The 26,462-nt window shown below is 45.5% G+C and carries 17 protein-coding genes; 7 read left to right on the top strand and 10 right to left on the bottom strand.

Annotated elements, in window-relative coordinates; all coding sequences use genetic code 11:
* Nucleotides 1-153 precede the first annotated feature (153 nt).
* From GL2_RS08930 to GL2_RS08915, 4 genes are all read right to left on the bottom strand, one after another.
* Nucleotides 154-1,677: a tryptophan halogenase family protein gene (locus GL2_RS08930; protein ID WP_143730326.1), complete on the bottom strand. Its 1,524-nt coding sequence runs from the start codon at nt 1,675-1,677 to the stop codon at nt 154-156.
* 138 nt (nt 1,678-1,815) lie between these two features.
* Nucleotides 1,816-4,680 (bottom strand): TonB-dependent receptor, encoded by a 2,865-nt coding sequence (locus GL2_RS08925; RefSeq protein WP_232053803.1) that lies wholly within the window; start codon nt 4,678-4,680, stop codon nt 1,816-1,818.
* A gap of 167 nt (nt 4,681-4,847) precedes the next feature.
* The gene (gene glk, locus GL2_RS08920; protein ID WP_143730325.1) at nt 4,848-5,810 is read right to left on the bottom strand and encodes a glucokinase; all 963 of its coding nucleotides are present in this window, start codon (nt 5,808-5,810) and stop codon (nt 4,848-4,850) included.
* A 224-nt stretch (nt 5,811-6,034) separates the two neighbouring features.
* Nucleotides 6,035-6,343, bottom strand: a complete 309-nt coding sequence (locus GL2_RS08915) for a DUF1272 domain-containing protein (protein WP_143730324.1) — start codon at nt 6,341-6,343, stop codon at nt 6,035-6,037.
* Nucleotides 6,344-7,092: 749 nt separating this feature from the next.
* Between GL2_RS08915 and GL2_RS08910 the strand changes: the two genes are divergently transcribed.
* Together GL2_RS08910 and GL2_RS08905 are read left to right on the top strand one after the other, a co-directional pair.
* Nucleotides 7,093-8,508 (top strand): amidase, encoded by a 1,416-nt coding sequence (locus GL2_RS08910; protein ID WP_143730323.1) that lies wholly within the window; start codon nt 7,093-7,095, stop codon nt 8,506-8,508.
* 513 nt (nt 8,509-9,021) lie between these two features.
* A complete protein-coding gene (locus GL2_RS08905) occupies nt 9,022-10,314 on the top strand; it encodes an amidohydrolase (RefSeq protein ID WP_143730322.1) in 1,293 nt (430 codons plus the stop codon).
* A gap of 40 nt (nt 10,315-10,354) precedes the next feature.
* Here the strand turns inward: GL2_RS08905 and GL2_RS08900 are convergent, their stop codons facing one another.
* The 3 genes from GL2_RS08900 to GL2_RS08890 all read right to left on the bottom strand — a co-directional run bounded on the left by GL2_RS08900 (nt 10,355) and on the right by GL2_RS08890 (nt 17,666).
* On the bottom strand, nt 10,355-13,258 hold the full coding sequence (locus GL2_RS08900) for an FG-GAP-like repeat-containing protein (RefSeq protein ID WP_143730321.1): 2,904 nt from the start codon (nt 13,256-13,258) through the stop codon (nt 10,355-10,357).
* A 325-nt stretch (nt 13,259-13,583) separates the two neighbouring features.
* Nucleotides 13,584-15,911 carry a VCBS repeat-containing protein gene (locus GL2_RS08895; RefSeq protein ID WP_143730320.1) on the bottom strand — a complete coding sequence of 776 codons (2,328 nt, stop codon included), beginning with the start codon at nt 15,909-15,911 and terminating at the stop codon, nt 13,584-13,586.
* A gap of 279 nt (nt 15,912-16,190) precedes the next feature.
* Complete coding sequence (locus GL2_RS08890; RefSeq protein ID WP_143730319.1) at nt 16,191-17,666, bottom strand: DEAD/DEAH box helicase; 1,476 nt, start codon at nt 17,664-17,666, stop codon at nt 16,191-16,193.
* Nucleotides 17,667-18,116: 450 nt separating this feature from the next.
* Between GL2_RS08890 and GL2_RS08885 the strand changes: the two genes are divergently transcribed.
* Both GL2_RS08885 and GL2_RS08880 read left to right on the top strand, forming a co-directional pair.
* Nucleotides 18,117-18,710 carry a GNAT family N-acetyltransferase gene (locus GL2_RS08885; protein WP_143730318.1) on the top strand — a complete coding sequence of 198 codons (594 nt, stop codon included), beginning with the start codon at nt 18,117-18,119 and terminating at the stop codon, nt 18,708-18,710.
* A gap of 232 nt (nt 18,711-18,942) precedes the next feature.
* Nucleotides 18,943-19,911: an alpha/beta hydrolase gene (locus tag GL2_RS08880; RefSeq protein ID WP_143730317.1), complete on the top strand. Its 969-nt coding sequence runs from the start codon at nt 18,943-18,945 to the stop codon at nt 19,909-19,911.
* Between the two features lie 104 nt (nt 19,912-20,015).
* On the opposite strand, the gene GL2_RS08875 is transcribed toward GL2_RS08880, so the two are convergent.
* Entirely contained in the window at nt 20,016-21,077 is a 1,062-nt protein-coding gene (locus tag GL2_RS08875) for a hypothetical protein (RefSeq protein ID WP_143730316.1), read from the bottom strand.
* Between the two features lie 501 nt (nt 21,078-21,578).
* Here GL2_RS08875 and GL2_RS08870 point away from each other — a divergent pair.
* Both GL2_RS08870 and mmsB read left to right on the top strand, forming a co-directional pair.
* On the top strand, nt 21,579-23,090 hold the full coding sequence (locus GL2_RS08870) for a CoA-acylating methylmalonate-semialdehyde dehydrogenase (protein ID WP_197736538.1): 1,512 nt from the start codon (nt 21,579-21,581) through the stop codon (nt 23,088-23,090).
* 43 nt (nt 23,091-23,133) lie between these two features.
* On the top strand, nt 23,134-24,024 hold the full coding sequence (mmsB, locus tag GL2_RS08865; protein ID WP_143730315.1) for a 3-hydroxyisobutyrate dehydrogenase: 891 nt from the start codon (nt 23,134-23,136) through the stop codon (nt 24,022-24,024).
* A gap of 142 nt (nt 24,025-24,166) precedes the next feature.
* Here mmsB and GL2_RS08860 read toward each other — a convergent pair whose 3' ends face one another.
* Entirely contained in the window at nt 24,167-24,889 is a 723-nt protein-coding gene (locus tag GL2_RS08860; RefSeq protein WP_143730314.1) for an SDR family oxidoreductase, read from the bottom strand.
* A gap of 163 nt (nt 24,890-25,052) precedes the next feature.
* Here GL2_RS08860 and GL2_RS08855 point away from each other — a divergent pair, with 163 nt between their 5' ends.
* Complete coding sequence (locus tag GL2_RS08855) at nt 25,053-25,925, top strand: LysR family transcriptional regulator (RefSeq protein WP_232053802.1); 873 nt, start codon at nt 25,053-25,055, stop codon at nt 25,923-25,925.
* A gap of 58 nt (nt 25,926-25,983) precedes the next feature.
* Here the strand turns inward: GL2_RS08855 and GL2_RS08850 are convergent, their stop codons facing one another.
* Complete coding sequence (locus tag GL2_RS08850; RefSeq protein ID WP_143730312.1) at nt 25,984-26,385, bottom strand: FAD-binding oxidoreductase; 402 nt, start codon at nt 26,383-26,385, stop codon at nt 25,984-25,986.
* Nucleotides 26,386-26,462: the final 77 nt, after the last annotated feature.

Raw genomic sequence — 26,462 nt, 5'->3', positions numbered from 1 at the left:
CAGGTTGGCCTGCCCTGATAATAAGCCAACGCTTGAGTCTCTTTTAAAAATTCTTTCTTAGATCGTGAAAGTGTAACCGTAACCCCAAGTACTTACCTCATATCGATCTTTAGCCCTGCCTAGTGTAGGGCTTTTTTTATGATCACCATTGATTCAGTCACCTATAACCCCCAACGATAATAAATTAAGCTGCTGCGAATGAGGCTTAAAGTTAAGGGCACAACGGCGATTAAAACCCCTGATTTCCTCAATTTTATACTTATGTGCGAGCTCATTCCCAGGTCGTAGCTGCTCCTGAATCGGATAAATACCCTTTCCGGTCAATAGGCAATTCCAGGAAACATTGGGAAAATAGACATCCAATTTTTGGTTCATTAATTCATCGGTCAAATTCTTACCCGCCATCCAAGACATAATTATAGAACGCAAAGAAGGGGAGATTTTTTCATTGGTGCCATTGGCTATCCAGTAGTCCGTATCCGTTCGAGAGCTGATACGATAATGACAGACAATATAGTCTCGCACTGCATCAAAGCGGGCGTTGATGCGGTTATTAAACTCATCTCTGAATTTATCCGTATAGTCACCATTATTATAGGCTTCGATAAAGCGCACGACCGTCTCCTGCACCATATCCAGAGCGGTCGCTTCCAGCGGCTCAATAAAACCCTGAGAAAGCCCTACCGCAAGGCAGTTTTTCGCCCAGTGCTGAGCGACCCGGCCCACTTTAAACTTTAATCTCCGTGCCTCTGCATCGCTATCCAGTAATCCCAAGTGTGCACGAAACTCAGTTTCTGCCTTGTCATCATCAACAAAATTGGAGCTGTATACATAGCCATTGCCATTGCGATTAGTCAGAGGGATTTTCCAGGCCCAACCATATTTCAAGGCCGTAGATATAGTGTGGGGGGCATAGTCTTCCTCCTGTTCTGTAGCAAAAACTACTGCAGAATCATTAAAAAGGCTCTCAGCACAGCTAATAAAAGGCACTTTTAAGGTTTGCTGTATTAAGTTTCCACGGAACCCGGAACTGTCCACATAGAGATCTGCCTTTAGAACCTCACCATCAGTAGTTTTCAGGTAGTCAATGTTTCCCAGGTTATCTAGCATAGCCCCAGTAACCGTTGCCACTTTGTATTTAACCCCCTTTCTTTCGGCAACTCGCCGCAAATATTTGCCCAGCAAACCGGAGTCAAAGTGATATCCGTAGGCAATCTCAAACGGGAAGTTTTCTGGCGCAACGGGAGATAACTTTTGACGTATCATCTCAGTAGCCAAAAAAAAGTGATCAGGATGCCCCTCCAGATCTACACCTTTACGTCGCAAAAAGCTATTGTGGAAGAAGGCTGGTACAGTAAATTGATCTGGCTGGCCAACGAAAGGATGTACATATTCACTAAAGCCTGGCTTGGTAGACCAACCTTTAAAAGTAATTCCCACTTTGTAAGTTGCATTACACTCCGGCATCCATTCGGCTTCACTGACTCCGATAGTATCCATAAAACCTTTTAGCGGGGGTGTTGAACCCTCACCAACACCAACAATGCCAATATCGGGGGATTCCACCAGGGTGATATCAAACCCTTTGTCCTGCCAGTGGGCCGCCATCAGGTTTGCGGTGATCCAGCCTGCAGTACCTCCGCCCAGAATTATTATTTTTTTATTGTGATTACTCATGACGCCCCCGAAAATCTATAGCACCGTACCTAAAGCCTTGTACCCCAGGTTTATCTAAAAAAAACCGCCCGGCAAGCATGGCTCAGCGGGCGGCTTTCTATCACACACTCGGTTTCATACCGGAAGAATCAACGACACTTAATAGCTGTAGTTAAGACCTAGGTAAAACTGACGCCCAAATTCGGTGTACTCACCCAGAGCACCATCGACACCGTAGGACTTCACATCCGCTTCATCAGTCAGGTTATTGGCTGAAAAAATAACATCAATACCATTATCAAAGGCGTAAGATATCTGTGCATCCACTGTGGTATATGCTTGTGCTTCAACAGGTGTGGAGCTGCCTGGCACCGGCATATTCAGGATAAATTCATCGCGATAGCGCACATTGAGGTGTGAACTGAAGTTACCGATATCCCAAAATATCGTGGTGCTCCAGACATTTTTCGACAGACCAGGCAGCGGCAGATTTTCTCCGTAGAGGCTACCACCACTGACCTCGGTTTCACTCTCAGTGTAAGAGTAACTGGCAGTCAGGCCCAGACCAGCCCAGATACCGGGTAGCTGGTCAAAAGTCTGGGTGCCCGCAAGTTCAATACCACGAATATAACCACCCTTGTCATTATTGACGAAGGTTTCAAAAGCGCCCGCTTCCAACCCAACAGGAATTTCAATACCCAGAGACTCAAACATTGCCGTACGTTCGGCTTGGCTATCGAAGTAGATGTACTGCTTCTCTACCAGGCTCTCGATATCCTTCCAGAAAAGCGCTGCGGTTACAGCCCCCCCTTCTTCAAAGTAGTGCTCGTAAGCAAGGTCAAACTGGTTCGCGCGAAACGGGTCTAGATAAGGAGAACCCTTGGTCCACACATTGTACTCAGTAGCACCATCACTATTGACGCTATTCCAAGAGCCGGCACCGCCTTTCAGCTGCCCCACTGGTGGACGCCCCATGACTTTGGCTGCGGCAAAACGGATATAGTCCTGCTCTGTCAGCTCAAAGTTCAGGTTCAGAGATGGCAGGGTGTCAGTGTACTCAGGACCATATTCGACGTAGTCATAGCTATCTGAAGTGACACCCACATCATCAGTGATCTCGATACCGTTACCGGCTCCTACATTTTGAATACCGCTGGACTTCACATCGGTTTCGACAATGCGTACACCAAAATTACCAGTAACCGGAATATTCCCCAGTTGGGTATCAATATTAGCCATCAGGTAATAAGCAAGTACTTCTTCAGTCACAGCTCCAGACTCAACAAAAGTCCAGTCCTGGCTAAATACTTTCTTACCTTCGTAATTTCCAGCACCAAAAATACTGGAAGCCAGAGCATCCATATCGGTTACCACAAATTGCGGCAATCCGTTGGTAGATTCAACTTTGACATAACCACCCAGTTCTTGTGGCATGCAGTCAATGCTCGATAGGTTATCCGCACAGTAGTCATTAAATTGACCATCACGGCTGCCATAGAGGAATGCGCCGCGCTCAGAGTCAAAAGTGCGCTCAGATGCTCGGAATCCCGCCTCAACAGAAGCAATTGCGCCCCACTCCAAGTCAAATTTGTAATCCACCTTAAAGGCTTCAACCTCATCGGTGTACTCGTGAGGATACTCTTCGTAGCGAGATAAGCGCATAGTGTCAAGGTCAGTAAAGTCGACTTCGGAGAAGACACCGGAAGGGATACCATCGCCATTGAGAGAGTAGGTAAAGCTCTGGCCTGCAGCCTCTTCCCAGGCAAGCAGGTTACCAGCAGCATCAGTGGTCAGGTCATAGGCATGCATGGACACAATCTGGTCCTTGCGAGTCTTAGTGCCCTCACTGTAGGAATAGTCAACCATTAAGGTATGACGATCACCAAAGCTCCATTCCAGGTTAAGCCCAATACTATCGCTGTCCGCTTGGGTAGACTGGTCTTCAGAGCGTGCCTCAAACCAGGGACTGGAATCATAGATCGTCTTCGGGTCAGTAATTATTACCGTACCGTCGGTAACCACACCGCCGTTAACTTCAGTATCAGAAAGGGTGTAGGAACCCATATTACCCAGGCCACCCACGGTAATACCGTGACGGGTATCGACTCGCTCAAATTCAGACCTGAAGTAGTCGAGTTGGGCCTTGAAGTTATCTGTAGGTTGGAATACCACACTGGCCAGGTAACCGTTACGAGTATCGGTACCGTTGCCAGACTGCCACTGGAAAGCCCGTGGTAAAGCATCCGCACTGCCGTCTCCATCGAAATCATTGCCCTGCTCATAGCCGATCTGTGCATCGGCACCCGTGCGCGCCTTGGTAAAGCTGTTTGGCTGCTCAAGATTGGAATAGCCGAGGGCAACGCCAACTTTGTCATCCATAAATTTACCCATGTAGGACAAGGTAACACGCTGACCGAATTCGTCTGCTCCCACCTCATCCGCCGCATCGTTAAACGACATGCGCACATTGGCATTAAAATTATGCTCTTTTTCAGCATCCAACGGGTTAGCAGTTTTCAGCTCAACAGAGCCCGCTACACCACCTTCGATATGGGATGCTTTCGGGGACTTATAAACAGCAGCCTGATTGATCAATTCTGCCGGGTACTGATCAAAGGAGATCCAGCGAGTACTTTCTGTGTAGCCACTGGTAGAAGCCTGCTCGCGACCATTCAGGGTGGTCTGCAGGAAGTCGCCGTTCATACCGCGGATATTCAACTGTGAGGACTGGCCATTGGAGCGCACTGTAGTCACGCCGGGCAAGCGGCCCAGGGCGTCGGCAATAGATTGATCAGGCAGAGATGACAAAGCACCCGCGTCAACCACATCGGCAACCACATCTGCGTTGCGCTTGGCTTCAAGGGAGTCCAAGACACTGGTACGAATACCGGTAACTGTTACCTCTTCCAGTGCTTCCTGCTCCTGCGCATAGACCCCTACAGAGGCGGATACAGAGGCTGCGATGGCAGCAGACAGTAAAGTGGGTCTGAGCGCCCCTTTACTTTTATTGGATAGACTCATCATCTTCTCCCTGGACTTATCGTTATGTTGAGACCCTGCATCCTAGGGCGGCCCCTTATCCATAACATCCTCCCCCAAGGGGGGAGGAGGCGGGAGAAACTGTGACTAAGGTCACAGGGATACATCTCTGCATCCCATACTTAAGTATGTTGGTTATTTATACAGGAAAGTCAGCCCTCAAGCTGAACTGCCGCACCAATCAGTGCTTGGTAGCCAGCATTTAGGGCATAGACAGGCACCGTCTCCATCCAAGGGGCTACCCGCCCCTTATTCAGGAATCGCTGCTCAAACTCACTCTCGGGCAGCAGCTTGGCAATGCGCGGCAATATACCACCACCGAGGAATACGCCTCCCCTAGCCCCCATATACAGTGCCGCGTCACCGGTAGCACTGCCGAGGAAGTTCAGGAAGTCCAGTAGGGTTTCACGGCATAGGGGATCTGCCCCATCCAACCCCCGTGCGCTGATATCGGGAGGGCTAAGGTCTTCTGGTTCCTGTCCGTTCAGTTCACACACCGCGTGGTAAAGGTTTACCAGGCCACTGCCAGATAACACCCACTCATTAAAGACCGGTGAGCGACTCTTCATCAGAATCTGCAGCAATTGCAGTTCGCGCTGAGTGGAAACGGTCAGGTTAGCATGCCCCCCTTCACCAGCGAGCACATGATAGCGGCCATCTGCCTCGGCCAGGCCAGCCACGCCAAGGCCTGTTCCCGGTCCAAGAACGGCCATGGGCGCTCCTTCTACACGGGGAACATCTCGCAGTACCTGATAATCCTCACTACTCAGACGTGGCAGGGATTGTGCCAGCGCGGCAAAGTCATTGATCAATTCCAGGTGTGGAAATGCAAACTCCTGAGCCAACTCTCCTGCATCAATACTCCAACCAAGATTAGTCATATAGACTCGGCCACCGGTAGCGGTCTTTTCCAGGGGGCCTGCCGCAGCAATACACGCCTTCTCGGGCCTGGGTCCCTCCAGTTCATCAAGCCAATGTTGTAAGGCCGCATCAAAGCCTTTAAAGCGCTTGCAGTCTACGACTTTCAGCCGTTCCAACTGGTATCCTGCCGCCACGGGTTTGGCGATCGCAAAGCGGGCATTAGTGCCGCCGATATCCGCTACGATACTTGTCATGTTTATCCCTATGAGATCCCCAAAAAAGGCGATATAAGTTACGGTGTCAGAGAAAATATTGCCAGCCCCAAAGAAATCGACTTGGGGACACTCGCCCCATAAAGAAACCGGATAACCTCCCCCAGTTAACTTTACCGGGCAATTACTGATCACTTTACAGACATTGACCGACCCAGACAAAATGGTCACATAAGCCAGACTGCTTCCAACCTACTGACTTTGCCTCAACGCGCCTCCGGGGCAATGCCCTTCGCTGTTGTAGCAAAATCCTGCATTTCCTCTTTACTGTAGCGACTCAATACCCGCTTTTGCGATGCGGGCTGGAACTGGACACCCACTCCAGGGCGCAGTGCTGCCTGGGGGCGAACCGGACGAGGACAAAACCCACCGCCGCAGTTTGGGCAGACATTACTCAATACCTCTTCTACACAGCGCTTACAGAAAGTGCACTCATAAGTACAAATCATGGCCTCAACAGAATTTGGCGGCAGGTCTTTATCACAGCATTCGCAATTAGGTCTCAACTCCAGCATGAGAAACTCTCCTTCATCACATTATTTTTCATTTCTATGAGCCATCAAGCTATCAATAAACAGAGAAAAGCTCCCCCTGCCGTTTCCTCTGTTCGGCTTTCAAGGGGCCCTGATCCAGCGAAAGCGTCGCCTCGTCATCCATAAGCACATCATGAACAACAAAGAGCCACTAAAAGCCCACAGACTACCCATGATCTCCAGATCATCTCTACTAAAGTACTCAACCCTCAAGCATTAATAAATTTTTGCGTATAGATATTTTAAAGAAGCTATGAATACACGATATCTACTACCATAAATAAAGTGAAATCACACGGAAATCTATAGGTTATGGCAGCCATTCATACCCCAAAAGAACTTCAAGGAAAGCTAAGAGTACACAAAATATGAGAGTGACCCGCGAATTGTGGAACAAGATGTAACCGGGCTTATATGTGCTGCCGATAGACCTCCGCTTGGTTAAACCAAATTTCAATATACACTGATTTACAAACCTGGCCGACTGAAAAATTCATTCTAAAAAAACATCAGGAATACACTAGATGATACATGAAACGCCGTAAAAAACTCTCAACTATTGACTACAATTAGCTAATACTATTTTTGATCCAAAGAATCTTTTCGTGAAAAACTTCAAAAATCAGTTATATGCTCCTTCTATCTGTAGAGCACCTCATCTATTTATTTCAAATCACAGAAATTTAACGTCATCACCCCAAATAAGTACTGTAAATACTTTATAGGACTCGATGAATATGATTGCATTGCCTGCAAATAAACTCGCAAAAATGATTCAAAATAGAGAGTGCTCTTGTGTCGAGCTGACAACAGCTTATATTGAACAAATTGAAAAAGTTAACCCCCTCATCAATGCCGTGATTCAGTTTAACCCTCAACGCGCACTGGAGGAAGCCAAGAAGAGGGATAAGCAATTAGCAAAGGGTAGAAAAGTAGGGCCTTTACATGGCCTGCCATTTACCTTAAAAGATGTTTATGCAACTCAAGGTGACATCGTCACCGCAGGATGCCTGGGTTTAAAAAACAATATAACCACCTATGACTCTACAATTGCCAAGCGCCTAAAAGAAGCCGGAGCAATACTTTTAGGTAAAACCAACACACCGGAATTCGAAAACTCAGTTGATACCGATAACTTAGTGTACGGGCAAACATTGAACCCCTATGATTTAAGCCGAGGCGCCGGCGGCAGTAGTGGTGGAGCTGCTGCAATTGTCGCAGCTTGTGGTAGCGCTTTCGATGTTGGCGCCGATGTCGGTGGCAGTATCCGTGTGCCAGCACATTATTGTGGCCTCTGCGGGGTGAAAACAACACCACGAGTTATTCCATCTACTGGTGTTGTTTACCCTGGAGGTATTCGAACCGGTGTAATGGGTTTGATACTAACAGAAGGCCCAATTTGTCGCTATGTGGAAGATGTTTCACTACTATTATCGGTTTTAGAGGGACCCGATGGACGAGACTCGGCCGTTATCCCCAGGCCTATTAGTCTTGAGAAAACTAAAAAAGCAAAAGATCTCAGAATAGCTTACGTATTTGATGAAGATAACCCACCAATTTCCAGTGAAACCCGACAGACTATTCAGAATGTGGCTAATGCCTTATCTGCGCTGAATTGTACGGTTAAGCATGATTGGCCACCTCGTTTTGGAGAAGCTTTTGATTTCTTCCACAAAACACTTGGAGCTTATGCTTACACTGCATTCAAGACCGGACTGGAAAACCTAAATGTAAAAAGAGTTTCACCCCTGATGCAAAAGCTGCTTGACTACATCAAGCCCTACTCCCTTAATATTGATCAGTTCATGCAGGGATGGCATGAGTGGGATTTATTTCGAAGTGATATTCTTAAGTTCTTTGATAATTACGATGCTTTAATATGCCCAGTTATGCCAGCAGAAGCAATTTCCGCTGAAAAAACAATGATGGACCCGGGCATGCCGGTCAATACCAGTTATGTTTGGGGGGTAAGTACGTTGTTATTACCAGTTGTTACCATTAGAGCAGGCACATCCAGGTCAGGGTTACCTATTGGCGTACAGATTATCACAAAACAGTTTCACGAAGGTGTTGGGTTACAAATTGCGGCCCATATTGAAAAAAGTTTAGGAGGCTGGCAAAAACCACCGGCACCCTGCAATGTATAAGCACAATTTTCTCGGCGTTTATTAAAGCGCCATCACTAAATCAAGAAAAACACCTGATTCTTGATTTATAAAATTATAATTTAGTACAAAAACCAGTGATACATAACGACCAATAGTTCATACTGATACCAATGCATCAAGCGCCACCAAAAGATATATTACTTACTTTCATCGAAACAGTGTATGTTTTTTACCCTTAATAGAATACATATAGATCTCCAGCAAAATACCCACCAAGGACATCAAAAGCCAATCATATATTTTAACCAAGCTCTTGGGAGCCACTCAATATCTATACGCTTAAATTTTCCCAGCATATCTTGAGTCAGTATTTGCAATACATAAAATAGGTATCGAAATATTGATATTTAATTACAGGCACATACAGAGTACAAATATAAAACCCATTCAACCCTTACATTAAACGCGTCAGCTAGGTAAAAACTAAATTTAACCTAGGAAGTACACTATTTTAAAGATAGAATTAAGTAACAATAATGAAGGTAGTGTAACGTGAAAAAAATTCTATCCTTGGTCATCAGTATTTCATTGAGTCAGGCTTCTATCGCCGATTCCAAACCAGAACAGTTACTGGAAAACACCGAATCCAAAGTTATTGAGTGGCGCCGTCACCTGCACCAGAATCCTGAGCTGGGCAATCGCGAATTTCAAACAGCCAAATACATTGAACAGCACCTGCGTGCATTGGGTCTTGAAGTAGAAACCGGTATCGCCCATACCGGCCTTGTGGGATTTTTGAAAGGCGGCAAACCCGGACCAACCGTCGCCCTGCGAGCTGACATGGATGCTCTGCCGGTAACCGAGAGAACCGATGTACCCTTCGCCTCTAAAGCGAGAACCACTTACCAGGGCAAAGATGTTGGCGTTATGCATGCCTGTGGCCACGACACCCATGTGGCGATGCTGATGGGCGCCGCCGAGGTCCTCGCGGGCCTTCGCGATGAGCTGGCTGGCAACGTCTTATTCATATTCCAGCCCGCCGAAGAAGGCGCACCGGACAATGAGGAAGGTGGTGCGGAGCTGATGCTCAAAGAGGGGATCTTCAAGAAATACAAGCCGGATGTAGCCTTTGGCCAGCATGTGACCTCCTCCCTGCCTGTTGGGGTAGTCGGTTACCGCTCCGGCCCTTTGATGGCCGCCGCCGATGAGTTCCGCATCACTATTAATGGCCACCAGACTCATGGTTCCCGCCCCTGGGGTGGAGTGGACCCTATTGTTGCAGCCGCACAGGTAGTTATGGGAACTCAGGCGATTGTCAGTCGCCAGATAGATATCACAAAGGAGCCAGCAGTTATCTCTTACGGCCGCATTGATGGCGGTGTGCGTAATAATATTATTCCGGATAGCGTTTACCTGAATGGCACCATTCGAAATTTTGATATGGATAATCGCACGGATATCTTTAAACGATTGAAAAGTACCGCGGAGTTAATTTCTGAAAGCTCTGGTGCTAGCGCGGATGTGGAGATTTTGGAAGGATACCCAGTCACCATCAATAATGCGGAATTAACCGAAATGGCACTACCCATTTTGAGATCCGTAGCGGGTGACAAACGGGTGATAGAGATACCTAAAGTTACTGGTGCGGAAGATTTTTCCTATTTCGCCAATGAGGTACCCGGTTTTTACTATTTCTTAGGCGTGACCCCGGAAGGGCAAGATCCCAGTAAAGCCCCAAGCAATCACTCACCGCTATTCTATGTGGATGAAAGCGCATTGCGTAAAGGGACTGAAGCTTTGACCTTACTAACCCTGGACTATATGGCTAATTATAAAGCACAATAATAGAAAGCGAGCCTCTTGTGAGGCTCACTTTTAATATTATCTATTCCTCAACATCTAAAGTTATAGTTTTTTCGTTCGTCGCTCCATCATCATCCGTAATGCTGAATTTGAAAGATAAACTGGCTGGCTCCGCTGGTGTCATAAAATAAGCAGTCAGCATGTCCGCATCAATCAATTCAACTGACGGGCCCGATACCTGCTCCCATTTCTGGCTCACAATAGCTCCATCCTGATCTCTTGAAGCCGCACCGTTCAGGGTCGAAATTGTATTAGTCTTAACACCGCCAACAGCCCCATATGCAACAACCATAAACGGTGGAATGTTTCCCTCTACGATTACCGTAAATACACTCGTTACTATCTGGCCATTGTTATCTTCAACCTCTAGCTCAAACTCCAGAGTAAACTCACTTCCCGGGTTTCGTGGTGCTATAAAACTCGCACTGCCATCAACGTGAGTTACTAATTCAATACCCCTATTGGAGAGGGAACTCCAGCGATAGTCGACAATATGCGCACCAGGGACATCCCAAGAAATACCAGGAACCAGTAACACATTTTCACCGGGCTCAACTTCTTGAGTATTGCTTATCACTTTGGGGGGAACTAACTCAACATCTACGCTGACTGTCATTTGGCTTGTCGCCCCTCTGTTATCAGTGACACTCAATTTAAATGACAATACAGCTGGTTCTGCTGGTGCTTTAAACCTGGCAATTAAATTATCAGCGTCAACTAATTCAACGGGTGGGCCCGATACTTGCTCCCAATGTTGTCTCACAATAGATCCATCTGAATCATTTGAATAGGAACCATCTAAAGTCACATTTGTATTGGGTTGAACCACTCTCATAGTTCCAACACCCATATTTGGGGGCATATTTTGCTTAACAATTACAGTAAATAAAGCCGTGGCTGTCAGGCCATCGTTATCCTCGACCTCAAGTTCAAATCTCAGGGTAATTTCTGTATCCCAAGGAATTTGGGGTGCTATAAGGCTCGCGCTACCGTCGGCGTGGGCTGTCAATTCTATATCCATATCGGAGAGTGAACGCCAGCGATAATCTACAATATGGCCGTCATTATCCCCAACCCACCCTTGAAGCAAGACTTCCTCACCTGGATCAACGAATTGGTAACTCGAGATTATATAAGGGGCAGCTAAAACGATGCTTTCAACAAAGATAGGAACTATTGATTTACTCTTCAAACCACCATTATCCTCAACCTCAACCTCAAACTCAAAAATCCTCCAATATTTTTCATCCCCAGAAAATACTGGGGTGAAAAATGAAACGGTTCCATCATCAAGATTTTTCAGCTCAACTGGCAAGCCTGACACCTGTCGCCAATGATAGTTAATAACTGAGCCATCAGGGTCATAAGAACTGCTTGCAGATAATTTAACCTCTTCACCAGAAACAACTGACGCTATTGGATCTAGCAAAACTATAGGAGCCAAATTAGTTCCAATACTAACCCCCACTTTACTAGTATTCTTTAGACCCTTATCATCCTCAACTTCCAGCTCGAAAATTAACTCCTGTACAACTCCAATAATTTCGGAGGGCGCGGTAAAGCTAGCGAAACCATTACCAGAGTCATTTAAGTTAACAGGAGTACCGGAAATCTGTGTCCAGCGGTAAGCCGCAATACTGCCGTCGGAATCTGAAGACAGAGTACCATCGAGCAATACCCCCGAATTATCTTCAGCAGTTTGATTTTCACCAGCGATAGCTGTGGGTGGCAGGTTGATATGCCCAGCACCACCTTTTAATATAACCAATCCCTGTAACGGATTTGCGACAACGATATCCGCAATACCATCCCCGTTAATATCTCCACTAGCCATACTCTGAGGTCTAGTATAAGTTGCACCAGGAATGGCAATCTGTTCACTCAAAGCCAAGGCACCATCATCTTGCTGCTGATAAATACTTAAGAACTCTCCACTGGCCGGCAAGACAACTAAATCAGCAAGGCCATCATTATCAATATCTTTTATTAAAAGCTCTCCAGGAAGACCTCCATAACTGTGGATTTCAGGTTGCTGCAATAAGCTATCTTCTCCCTGGTAATATACAGCGACTCTTAAATTATCCTGCCCGATGCCAACTATTGATACTGAAATATCATTGCGGCCATCATTATTAAGGTCACCAATGGCGATTCCTTTTATTTGAATATCATCATTCTCATCAGCATTTCCACCTAATTCAATACTGGTAATTTCATTCAACCTCAAAGAATCATCCGGCGATAGAACAACCAAGCTATTTTGGGGAGACCCGTTAGCAATTAGAGAAATATCTGTTATACCATCTCCATCAACATCACCCAGTGCCATTTGCCCTGGACTGTCAATAGCTAGATCGCTAGCGGTACTCACATAGGTAGGTGCCCCCCCTACTTTATGAGTTATTACAGCACCATTCTCTTCCCAACTAACTCCGAGAATTCCTTTATTACTATTATTGCCAAGGTCGGCAATTGCGACTCGCTCAGAATAGGAGTTTTCCAAAGATTCCACATATACTAAACCGTCAACGGGATCTTGCAGGTATATCTCAGTTACGCCACTGTCAAGTCCAACAATAACATCTATCAAACCATCATTATCAAGATCACCCACTGCAATAGATTGAGGCAGACTTGTCTCTCCACCTGCAAGTGGATAATCAATAGACTCCGTCAGACCACCAAATTCGTCCTGTAGAAATACCTTTAATTTAAAGTCATTTTCAGGATCAAAGTTGCTCGATGTAGTTAGTACAACATCATCAAGTCCATCATTATTAAAATCGGCAACAGCGACCGCTTCTGCCTTTGAACCAGCGGAATAAATCTCAGCTGGCTGAAAATGAACCTCTCCACTTGCAGTGTTTGCAAATAGAAAAGCAGCCGAGGAAAGAGCAAAATATTTTGCGAGTAATCTAAGCTTCACAACATCTCCTTGTGCAATATTGCTTTAAAAAGCGGCACTAATTTAGCACAAAACGTGAAAGCGAAAATGAAGTTAGATTGATTACAAGAAGGAATTCAAATAAAACAAAATGAAGCAGACACTAGTCTCAAGTTAAAATAAATTAAGAAGGAATATATTCCAGTGAAGCTCCAAGTAGCCCCCCTTGATATAGATGGTATCTCTCTTCGCATGTGATACCGAAATACATAGCCAGCCGGCTTTGGATTTTATGGTTAACCACAAGAAATAGAAGTAAAAAAAGAGCCCTATTTGGGCTCTTTTTTTATCAATCCACAGCAATCAGTTAAAGAACTCTAGTTGATATATTAAAAGTACTGCTTTCTCCATCATCATCGGTCAATGTTACGGCAAAAGCCAAAGTGGCCTGCTCGGAAGGCGCTGTAAATGTAGCGGTAACACTGTCTGAATTTATTATAGAGACAGAAGGGCCTGATATTTGCTCCCATTGATAACTTACTATTTCTCCGTCAACATCAAAGGCACCTGAAGCATCAAGGGTAACAATGGAACTTGGCTGAATACTTCTCACGAGACTTATAGGCATAACCGGAGGCATGTTCTGCTCGACAACCACACTAACTATACCAGTAGACTTCAATCCATCATTATCTTTCACCTCAAGCTCAAACAACAAAGCAACTTTTAAGCCTGGAGAAACGGTAGGCGCAATAAAGCTAGCGGTGCCGTTTGGATAGTTGATTACAGAAATATCAGAAAGTGAGCGCCAATTGTAGCTAACAATTTCACCATCAACATCACTTGACCTCCTGCCATCGAGAAGAACTTCTTCTCCAGAACTTACTGTTTTAGAAACTCCAGCAAAAGCCACTGGAGGGGCGAGACTCCGCACATTTACTTGTGTAACAGCACTACTTTCCAGACCTTCGTTATCCGTGACTACTAACTCAAACTTCAAAACTTCAAAATATATTAAAGGAGAGCCAGATACTACTGGCGGTGCAGTAAAACTCACAGTAGCTGCTGACTCCTGTATTAGTTCTACGGGCTCTCCAGAAATTTGTCTCCACTCATAGCTCACAATCTCCCCTAAAAGATCAGTTGAGAGACTACCATCTAGAGTTACAACATCACCCGAATCTACCACCTGAAAATCAGTTGCAATTGCTCTAGGTGGGATATTTCCATCCAGGGTAACAATCGCTGTATCAATAGATACTACATTTTCGTGGTCTTCGACTTCTAATTCGAATACCAACGCTTCATCCCCACCAAGCTCGGCATTCTTGGATGATGGTGCCTGGAAAGTAGCAAATCCATTACCTGTATCATTTAAGGTTACAGCGGAGCCAGAAACCTGGCTCCAACGATAATCAATAATGCCTCCATCTCTATCGGCTGAGTGGCTTCCATCTAATAATATTACCTGGCCCTTCCTCACCACTTGATCATCCCCTGCATCAGCTATTGGTGCCAAGTTAATCCCTTGGGTATTTCCTTTCAGTAAGACCAACCCTGAAGATGGGCTTGCAATAACAAGGTCAGGAATTCCATCACTATTGATATCTCCCATATCAATACCCTGAGGATTCTCATAGTAATCCTCAGGTATCCGATATGAAGATTGCCTCAACAATCCACCGCTACTCAATGTACTAAAAATAGATACTGTGTCACCGCTCAAAGGAACTGCTATAAGTTCTTTATTTAAATCATTATTTAAATCATAGGCTATCAACATTCCATATATACTGCCATCAGGGGAAAAAATTGATTTTTCTAGTACTCCATCATTTCCTTGGTAGAAAGCCATTTGTGAGGTATCAGCATTCTCTCCAGCGGCAGAAAGCCATACATCATTACGGCCATCACCATTCAGATCTTCAATTAAAATATCATTAATAGGATATTCGTGGCCAAGTTCATAGTATGAAATTGGCGAAAAATTCCCCTCCCCTTCGGAAAGCATTACAGCCAAAGTGCTTCTTTCTAACTGCTTGGCAACTGTAACAATATCGTCAATGCCGTCATTATTGATATCGCCGAGAGCCATACTGCTTGAGTCATCAGGCTCCATAAAATAAATATATGATTTATGATCGTATATCGGATCATTTGTCATTGCATACACTGCAACCCCAAACACTCCTGACCCCACCCCAACAATATCGTCAATTCCATCTCCCGTTACATCGGCAACTACTATCTGGCTTGAGTGAGATGAACTCAGAGATTTACTCAAGACCAAGGTTCCATCACTAACCTGTGAAAAAATATCAATTCGATCTCTGTCAAACCCTACTGCAATGTCATTAAGTCCATCGCCATTGAAATCCCCAATGGCAATCGACTTTGGTGAACTAGCATCATCGCCATTCAAGGAATAATCAGCGTCCCCCTGTAACTTTCCATACTTATCCTGTAAAAATACCTTTAGTTTAAAGTCATTTTCAGGGTCAAAATTGCTAGATGTACTTAGCACCACATCATCTCGCCCATCATTATTCAGGTCCGCAACAGCCACAGCTTCAGCTTTTGACCCAGCAGAGTAAATCTCTGCCGGCTCAAACTGTACTTCACCAAGTGCCTGCCCCGATAACAGCAAAGTCATCGATGAAAGAGTAAAAAATCTGGAAAGCAATTTACGCTTCACAACATCTCCTTGTTTAAAATTATGCCAAATAAGCTTTTGAAAATAGCACAAACAAAACAGGAAAAATGTGATGAATTATGGACGAATAATGAAAGATTATTATCAGGAGTTAGTCGCTGAATGTTTAATCAATTAAAAGTAAACACTGGTACCAAAAGCTCGGATAAATCTTAGAAAACAGCAACCTACAAGTAACCAAAGAGAATTATCGAAGGTAATGGATAGAGAATATATACGAACAATAAAAAAGCGGCTCAAGGCCGCTTTTTCCATTTTGTCTTACGCGCTTTCCGAACGCCCCCTTACAGGGCGGCGGCGCGGTGCGCGCTTGGGCTGTTGGGAATCAGTGCGGGCAGCTCCATCTCCACGGCCACGACCACTTTCATTACCCTTGGTGCGAGACCCTGAGTTTTCACGATTATCCCCACTGCTACGGGAGCCGCTTTTACTCCGGCTCTCACCGTTGCCACGACTATTACCGCGATTGCTGGAACGGTTGCCCCCGCCATTGCGACCACCACGACTGTCGCCGTTACCGCGCGCTCCTTCACTGCGCTTTTGACCATTGGCTCGCGGCTTTTGTCCACCGCCGCGCTTTGGATTACCCGATTCAGGCAACTGATGATCTGGTTCAAAACCCTCAATTTCTTCGCGGAGAATCGGCTTACCAATTAAGCGCTCGATATCGCGCAACTGCTTGATTTCATCCGCACTAACCAGGGATACCGCTTGGCCACTTGCACCGGCACGACCTGTACGACCAATGCGATGCACATAATCTTCGGGAACATTGGGCAGATCAAAATTGACCACTTGGGGTAGCTGATCGATATCAATTCCACGGGCAGCGATGTCAGTGGCAACCAGAATTTGTACCTTCCCCGCTTTAAAGTCGGCCAGGGCACGGGTGCGTGCATTCTGACTCTTGTTGCCGTGAATTGCTTCCGCGCGAATATTATCGCCCTCAAGCTGCTTCACCAGGCGATTGGCACCGTGTTTGGTACGGCTAAATACCAGGGCCTGGTGCCAGTCGTTTCCGCGAATCAGGTGACTCAATAGTTTGGTTTTACGTGCCTTATCCACAGGGTGCAACTTCTGGCGCACCGTTTCCGTCGTCGTATTGCGTGGGCTGATATCAATTTCCAGCGGATTCTTCACCAGCCCTTTTGCCAGCTGGCGTATTTCCGGGGAGAAAGTGGCCGAAAACAGCAGGTTCTGACGCTTAGCTGGCAGGACTCTCAACACCTTCTTGATATCGTGGATGAAGCCCATATCGAGCATGCGATCGGCTTCATCCAACACCAGGGCCTCAAGCCGGTCAAATCGGATGGCTCCCTGATTGTGTAGATCCAACAAGCGCCCCGGTGTGGCCACCAGGATATCCGCACCACCGCGCAGTCGAATCATCTGTGGGTTGATCTTCACTCCGCCAAACACAACAGAGTGGCGCAGGGGCAGATACTTGCTGTAACTCTGCACATTATCGAATACCTGCGCAGCAAGCTCTCTGGTAGGGGTTAACACCAGAGCACGAACCCGGCCTTTATTTGCGCGCTCCCCGGAACTCAGGAGATGTAGCAGCGGCAGAGTAAAACCAGCCGTTTTACCGGTACCCGTCTGGGCCGCAGCCATAATATCATCGCCCTCCATCACAGCTGGAATGGCCTGGGCCTGAATGGGCGTAGGCGCACTATACCCCTGCTCAGAAACCGCACGGGCAATCTCCTGGGCGAGGCCCAGATCTTCAAACAACATAAAAAAACCTCGAACTGCGCTCCAGGCGCAATCAAATACATTCGCACCATAAGAGTGCGAAGAAAAATATCGGAGTTGGCATCCAGAGCGGATCGACGCTCTATGCACACAGCCGTCTATTCACCGAGAAAATCGGTGCGCGGCATTCAGTAGAAATTTCCGGGAAGAATTTGAGAAATGTTCCGGGGAGGATACCGACGGATTGCCGGCCTACAAATGACGCAGCTGAGAAATCACAGCACACGCACTATACCACAAATGAACTGACTGTATAGTTTTACCTTTTACAGCCATGCCCTATAGCCTTATACACAGGCATTGTTAGGGAAACACCCGGCGCGACCGTAACATAGTTTTGCGTTCGCAACGCGAGCGTCTATCTTTTTGATATCCAACCCCCGTTGCGAACTAAAGACAGAACTGCCAAGCGCAGTTGGGATATTAACTGTTATGTCATCAAACAAAAGAACTGGTACTGAGCAACTGATCACACTCGGCAACGGGCGCAAGGTTTCTATCCGCCCCATTTGTCGTGGTGACGGACAGCTTGAGAGAGAGCTTATCGAAGACCTGTCGCCCCAAACACGGCGCGACCGCTTTATTGGTGGCAGCTGTAAGGCCAGTCAACAATTAATTGAACTGCTTACTGATAATGACCATCAGGTCCACGAAGCTTTTATAGCCCTGTGCAGCAGTGACCATGCGCAAAGGGCAGTGGCAGTAGCACATTACGCTGTAGATGCGGATCGACGAGCTTGTGAGTGTGCCGTAGTCGTTAGCGATGACTGGCAAGGTCTGGGCCTTGGGCGGTTAATGTTAAAACGACTGATCCACTGTGCCCAGGAACAGGGCCTTGAGCGTATTTACTCCATTGAATCTGCAGAAAATAAACGCGTGCATACTTTTGCGAGATCTATGGGCTTTGTTTGTCAGGCCGATGCACGGGATTACACCCTATTGACCTATACACTAAGCTTACAACCTACACTGCAAACAGCTGGATATGATCATAATTCAGAAGACAATCGAATTAACCTGAACTAAACCTCTATCCACAAAGGGCCATCGAATAATATTTGGTTGCCCTTTATGCATCCCAATTTAGATCTTTGCATACCATCAATCTGGTGACTCCCTTCGGCCAACACCGGACATGACTTACCGGTCAACATGCTCTGCTCTCGACTACTCGATAACCAGACTTTAATAACTTCACACCCAATAATTAGCCTTTAAAATCCTTAAGAACCAGGTACTGGCTTGAAACAAGAATAAAATGCTGCTGAATAAACTCGTTATTATCATCTTATGCTTTTCAATATCGGCATGCTCATCAAACATTGCTAGCTATATTGAAAAGTCCCGAAGCTTTCCACACGATCATATAATCACCAGCGAGCAGATTTCTCAATGGAATTTTAGTAAGAGTAATTATTGTCAGGCTCAGTCCAACCAGTGTATTAGCTATTTTCATGCAGCCCCCTTATCTAACAAACGGATTAGTTACTCTATTGATATCGAATCCGAAAAAAGCGTGAGCGCAGTAAATCTCGAATTAAGTAGGGACAACCTGAAAAAGGATTTTTCAGGTACGATTATTCTTTTACATGGTTTTCGTGCTTCAAAAGAATTTATGCTTACTTCAGCACTTTATTTTCGCTTCCTTGGGTTTGATGTAATAATCCCCGATCTTCTAGGGCACGGTGAATCAGACGGAACTAAGGGATATGGTGTAGTGGACAGTGAAATCATCAGTAATTTAATTGATGATGTAGCCCATAAAAACATCATTAAGCAAAAAAATATCTACCTGCTAGGTAATTCAATGGGGGCTCTTACCGCTGCTCGCATCTCTTCTTCACGCCAAGATATCAGTGGCCTGATATTTCAGGCTCCTATGGTCAAGTTTGATCAGGCCGCTTACAATTATGCCAAATCTGGATTTCCACTACTTAGCGGCATTATTTCGGAGAGCAGTATTCGTGAAGGCGCGGCTTTAGCATTAGATCGGGCCAACATTAAAATTGATGACACAAAAATAAAGCCACTACTCATCTCTTCGCAAACCCCAATACTTATATTCGCTTCATCTTCCGACTCTGTCGCCCCACACACCGAATACCAGGACTTAATTTATAGAAACATTAAATTAGTAGTCCTTAATGATAGAAATCATCCTAGTATGGTGGCGATTGGGCAAGATGAGCATAGAGTGCTCTCCAGCTGGCTGGCAAATAACAACTAGGATTACAGGTTAGGTGTAATTTGAATATATACAAATTTTGATATTCAGCGGCACCTTGCAGTGTCGCTGAATGAAAAACAACTTACTAGAAGTAGCTAAAGTGACTACTTCTCAAAGAAATCATTACAAGCCAGCGGACCACTAAACTCGAGCAGCGCTTGCGGCATAGATCTAGTTTCGACTAAATCTCCCTTCTTATATAAAGAAAACTTCATATTGGCCTGCATAGACTTCATGTATCTCTGCTCACCACCAAAAATAATTACTGAAGGAAATTCAAGAGGATAAAAGCTATTAATATCTGCTTGTGCCTCAACAACCAATTGATATCTGATCTTATTGAGTTCAATCCGCATATAACCAGAGCAAGCATCTATCACCCTTTTTACAGATAAATTATTAAAGGCGGGGTAAAAAACCAAATCATAATCATCTGAAATATAGCGGCCGGCCCACATCTCATAATCAGAACTGCCAAGCTTGGCCCCTGTAAACATATAGTAAAGCTCATCAGAGAGTCCCATGCTATATGCCATCCCAGCGCTTGATTCCTTATCATACCACCCCTTATCCAGCTGGGCATAACCTGTACCCATCAATGACTGGGCACCATCATGAAAGCTGTATTGCACAGGTGTCCCTACCGTGTATAGAAACCACTTACCACCCACTCCGGGAATCTCTGGAATAATCCCAAAAGGTGTTTGTCCTGGATTTAAACCATGCCAATAATGGTGATGTTCACCATCCCAGCTCATGCTGAAATTAAAATTTTCGTGGTTTACCCAGATGGCATCTTCATTTGCCATAAGGATACCTGGCACTTCATAGTAGAATTTGCTGGGATTATCAGGATGGGAAAGAATCACCTCATCTAAAAATAAATCATATTTTACAGATTTACCATTTACCGGCGTAAAGGCCAGATGAATATAGGCTTTTGGCTTTGGCTCAGAAAATTCAGGGGCAATATATGTCTGAAAGCTCACTTTAAAATAACCCACATCAGGCACGGCTATATTATAAAACCACTGCTCTGCCCAGGTTTTATCTGAAGTAGGATTGTGAGCTTTTAAATCATCAAGTGTTGTAGCATAGCCCCTAACACCCAATAATAAGAATAGAAAAACGAACAGCAAACACCTAACTTTAATAAAGTAATGCATAGCACCGCCCTTATGAGAATTTAAATATATTTATAAACAGAAAATCCAAGCCCATATTATTTAGATAATGTCAACATACTGCTGAAATCATCTATCCACCTTGTTCAGTAATAAGATTGCTGTGACTAGTCAGACATAAAAACAAGGATTATGAGCCAATTTATTTCTGATACTAAAGGCCGAATTTCGGCGAAAAAGAGAATAACAGCCTTTAGTTGACACACACGTCCATTTCGATCATTCATGTATAAAATGAGAGAAATGCCACAATTAGAATCAAATTATTTTTTCTATAGAATTATCAACCTAAAAATTTAAATATAAATTTCATAATTTACATAAGAATCATTACACCTACCTTCTTATCACAACCTCAAAACAAGCACCTGAATAGACTAAAAAATTCGCTTATCCGGGAATATATGGCAGAAATTTTCTCTTTCATTTTTAAATTATGCCTAAAATGAGTGAATCTAACCTCCTGCCAGAAATATAAACTCAATGGATAAGTCTATCCCCCCCCAGCTCCCGATATATGTCAATGGCACATGGGTAAACTCTAATAGTAAGAAGTGGTTGGATGTCACCAATCCAGCCACTGGAGAAATCCTTTGCCGTGCACCATATACAACTATTGATGAAATGCATGGCGCGGTTATCTCTGCCACAGAGGCGTTTGAAAAGTGGAAAAATACGCCAATTCCTACTCGTGCACGGATCATGCTCAAGTACCAGGCGCTACTGAAAGAGCATCAGGAATCCCTGGCGCAAATATTGAGCGAGGAAACCGGTAAAACCTTTGAAGACGCTAAAGGGGATGTTTGGCGTGGAATTGAAGTTGTCGAGCATGCAGCAAACATTGCCAGCCTGATGATGGGTGAGACTGTTGAAAACGTCGCCAGTGCAATTGATTGTTATTCATACATACAGCCAATAGGCGTCTGCGCCGGGATCACGCCTTTTAATTTTCCTGCAATGATTCCCCTGTGGATGTTTCCCATGGCGATTGCCTGTGGCAATACCTTTATCCTCAAACCGTCTGAACAGGACCCAATCACTCCCTGTAAGCTGGCAGAACTCTTCGAGGAGGCAGGAGCACCACCGGGGGTTCTGCAAGTGGTGCATGGTGGTCGTGAGCAGGTAGATTTTCTGCTTAAAGATTCTGATATTAAGGCAATCTCTTTTGTCGGATCGGTGCCTGTTGGCCGGCATATATACCAAACTGGCACTCAGTACTTGAAGCGAGTACAGGCATTTGCAGGCGCCAAAAATCATATGGTGGTAATGCCTGATGCCAATAAATCCGCAGCTATCGGTAATATAATCGGGTCCTCCGTTGGCGCCGCTGGCCAGCGCTGTATGGCAATTTCAGTTGTCGTTCTCGTAGGTGAGGCGCAACAGTGGATAACTGAAATCCGTGATGCTATGGCCAAAGTGAAACCTGGACATTGGATGAACCCGGAATCTGACTTTGGCCCACTGATTTCCCCCACAGCTAAGAAGCGTGTATTGGAATATATTGCCAAAGGAAAAGCTGAAGGCGCAGACTGCCTGCTTGACGGTTCCAAAATATCAGTTGAAGGTTATCCCGATGGAAATTGGGTCGGGCCAACCCTGTTTTCCAATGTGTCGCCAGATATGTCCATCTACACAGATGAGATATTCGGCCCGGTCTTATGTCTGGTTAATGTAGATTCACTGGAAGAAGCGATCCAGTTGGTCAACGATTGTCCTTACGGTAACGGTACTTCTATTTTCACTGCCAGCGGTGCTGCTGCTCGTAAATACCAGCATGAAATTCTGGTGGGCCAGGTAGGAATTAACGTTCCCATTCCTGTACCTCTACCGTTCTTTAGCTTTACTGGCTGGCGAGCTTCATTTTATGGAGATCAACATGCCTATGGAAAGCAGGCCGTGCGCTTCTATACGGAGACAAAAACAGTGACCGCACGCTGGTTCGATTCCGATATAGAACATGCTGAACACGCCAATATGACCATACAGCTCAAATAATTATTTAAAGAAAGTCGAACTTCATTCCGGCAAGGAGATCACAGTGACCAGATCAGTCGCCTTTTTTGGATTGGGGCATATGGGTGCTCCAATGTCATTCAATCTGGTAAAAGCCGGTTTTCAGGTCAAGGGCTATGACCCGGTTGCGGAACTACTCCATAATGCTGGCGAACACGGTGTGGAAAAGTGCGCTACTCCACACCAGGCGATCGTGGATACAGATTTTATTGTGAGCATGTTGCCCCATGATCGCGCCGTTGAATCCCTCTATCTGGATGAAGAAAAATTATTAGAGCAAATCTCTGCAAGGACACTGATAATCGATTGCTCAACGATTTCGGCAAAAAGCTCCAAGAGGCTTCTCGCTGCTGCGAGAGATAAGAGATTACATGCTATTGAAGCACCCGTATCTGGCGGTGTCGCAGGCGCTGTAGCAGCGACCTTGAGCTTTATGTGCGGTGGAAATCATGAAGATGTGGAGCGGGCAAGAGAGATCCTTCAGCATATGGGGGCCAACGTCTTTCATGCTGGCCCCGCAGGCTCCGGGCAAACCGCCAAGATCTGTAATAACATGCTGCTGGCTATTCATATGATCGGCACCGCTGAAGCGCTACAGCTTGGGGTGGATAACGGCCTCGATCCTAAGGTGCTCAGCGAGATCATGTCGAAAAGCTCAGGAGCCAATTGGTCTCTGCAAAAATATAATCCCTATCCCGGAGTAATGGCCGAAGTGCCTGCAAGTAAAGAGTACACCGGTGGGTTTATGGTGAAATTGATGTGCAAAGACCTGGGGCTTGCGCAACAGGCTGCAAGTGATAGCAGAAGCTATACCCCCCTTGGTTCTTTGGCCCGTAATCTTTACGGACTTCATGACCTCGCAGGCAATCAAGAATTGGATTTCTCCAGTATTCAGCGCCTATTCCAGAAGAGCTAACAACCCCTTGAAATAACCCATAGTCATATATTAATTATTACGATCAGCAACAAATAATAATCACTAGGAAATGTAAAGGTATGCCTTTGAGAAGGCCCCGCTTTTGTAAGAGGGGCATCATATATTTCTCTAGCTGGGCAAATTAACGCTCTTGCCCTGTAGGGGCGATCTGAATCTCCCTGATTGTTACATCCTGTGGCTGTGTATACATAAACACAGCCGCACGAGCGATGTCCTCGGCATTTAGTGCGCCGCCAATAGAGTCCTTCCACTTCAGGTAATCATCAATAATTGCCTGTGAGGTGGTATGAGTTAAAAGATCGGTTTCCACGGCGCCAGGACTTATTGTCATTACACGAACACCACTAGGTGCTAGCTCTTCTCGTATCGTTTCACCAATCGCTGCTACAGCATATTTAGTACCACAATAAGCAGCGTGATTAACAAAGGTTTTTACACCGGCAAGTGAACTAATATTGATAATACTGCCGCGTCCCCTTTTCTTCATACCTCCAAGTACAGCCTGTATACCATTCATGGTCGCCAGCACATTCACATCGAACATCTGCTTCCACTCGACAGGATCTTGAGTTTCGATATTCCCCAAAAGCATCATACCGGCATTGTTAATCAAGCAGTCGGCAGGACCAAATTGCTGTTCAGCCTCCTCAATTGCGGCCCCCAAGGCCAGTCGGTCAGTGACATCTACCTGCTTGCACAGGGTGTTGGGCAGATTCAGGGATTCCATCTTCTCCAGGCGACGTGCCAATAGCAGGAGGGGATATCCGGCATCTGACATCTGCTGCGCAATAGTCGCACCAATGCCCGAGCTAGCTCCAGTAATCACAACCAATGGTTTGGACATAACAATCTCTCTTCTCTATCTCATCGCCGGTCTAATGTTCGGCATTCATTTGATGGACTAAGTATAGGATTTGGGACTAAGATGATTAACCTAACCAATAAGAAAACATTGTTTGTTTTTTATGAACAATCTATCCTGGCGGGCTATCAGGGCCTTTTTATCTGTGGCAAAACACGGGAGTTTTACCGCTGCGGCTGAGCACAGTGGGTTTTCCAAGGCCAACCTGAGTCAGCAAGTATCAGAATTGGAAGCTAATCTCGGAGTCCAGTTACTTTATCGCACCACCCGCAAACTGCGCCTGACGGAAATTGGTGAAGGTTATTACCAGCGTTGCAAGCAGGCGATGCAACAACTGGATACTGCTGCTGAGTGGGCTTCACAGAGTAAAGAGGGACTAAAAGGTAGTATCCGTATAAATGCCGTCGGTGGCGTCATTGGTGAAGAGCTTATTGCCCCACTGGTAATAGATTTCCAGCGTGAATACCCCGAGGTACGAGTGCACTTGGACTTTTCCAGCGTGCGTGTAGATCTGCTTGAAGAGCAATATGATCTGGTCATCCGTATGGGTACACTGCCGGACTCATCGCTGATAGTACGCAAACTGCATACTATTAAAACCCGATATGTCGCAAGCTCTGGCTTTTTAGATAAATACGGTTCAATTACCAAACCTTCTGATCTTTCCCAAGTACCTCTCATTTATGGAAGTGTCGATCAATGGGTGCTCACACGTGGCAAAACCCAGCAAGTTGTTCAGGCAGATAAAGGAATAAAAATGATCAGCGGTCGAGTTATGCATCGAGCATCTTTGGCTGGCCTGGGGGTAACTCGCCTGGCAGATGTGTACGTACAGGCTGACATTGCCAAGAACAGGCTTATAGAAGTTTTACCAGGCTGGTCGGAGTCTACGATGTTGTCTATGGTGTGCCCTCCCTTGAGACACCAAATAATCCGTGTTCGCAGCCTTATGGAATGGTTTAAAGAGCACTTTCCCAGAGCGTATCAACAATTATTGAAAGATGGCCCAACCGGCTAACCTAAATCTACCACTTTCTATTACTACTTTTTTGATAGTCAATTGATCGACTTTAAAATTATTTTTCCCGTAAATTTTCCGATCGCTCGATGACTTCTAATTCTTCCAGAGTTAATGCCTTATAACCACGCAAATAGGGCCAACCAAATCCCCAGCGAAAAGGGGTCGGTAAATATGGCGTACCACCAATTCTGACCCCTACCAACATTAATAACGCCAACTCCCCCTCACCGGTACTTGCAACACAAACCTTTAAATTTTCGTCAGCCAGCTTGCGCTGTTCATAAGTTCCTCCTTTCCAGTAAGCATAATCATGAGCTAAGCAGCAATTGATCCATAACTCCCTGTGCTCAATTGTTCCATCGGGAAAAACACTGCAAGCATCTGTCTGAAACGGCTCTATTTCCAATGCCCATACGGGACTTAAAGAAAATAATAGAATTATTAACATGTACTTCATACTAGTCACGACCTTTATCAAGCAAGCAACACCTCACCAAATAATACAAAGATGGAGATTTAAATAAAGAAACACTC

Origin of the sequence: Microbulbifer sp. GL-2 (assembly GCF_007183175.1) — a bacterium.
GTDB lineage: Bacteria > Pseudomonadota > Gammaproteobacteria > Pseudomonadales > Cellvibrionaceae > Microbulbifer.
Note: the sequence above shows the minus strand (reverse complement) of the source record. Positions and strands in the feature narration are given on the sequence as shown.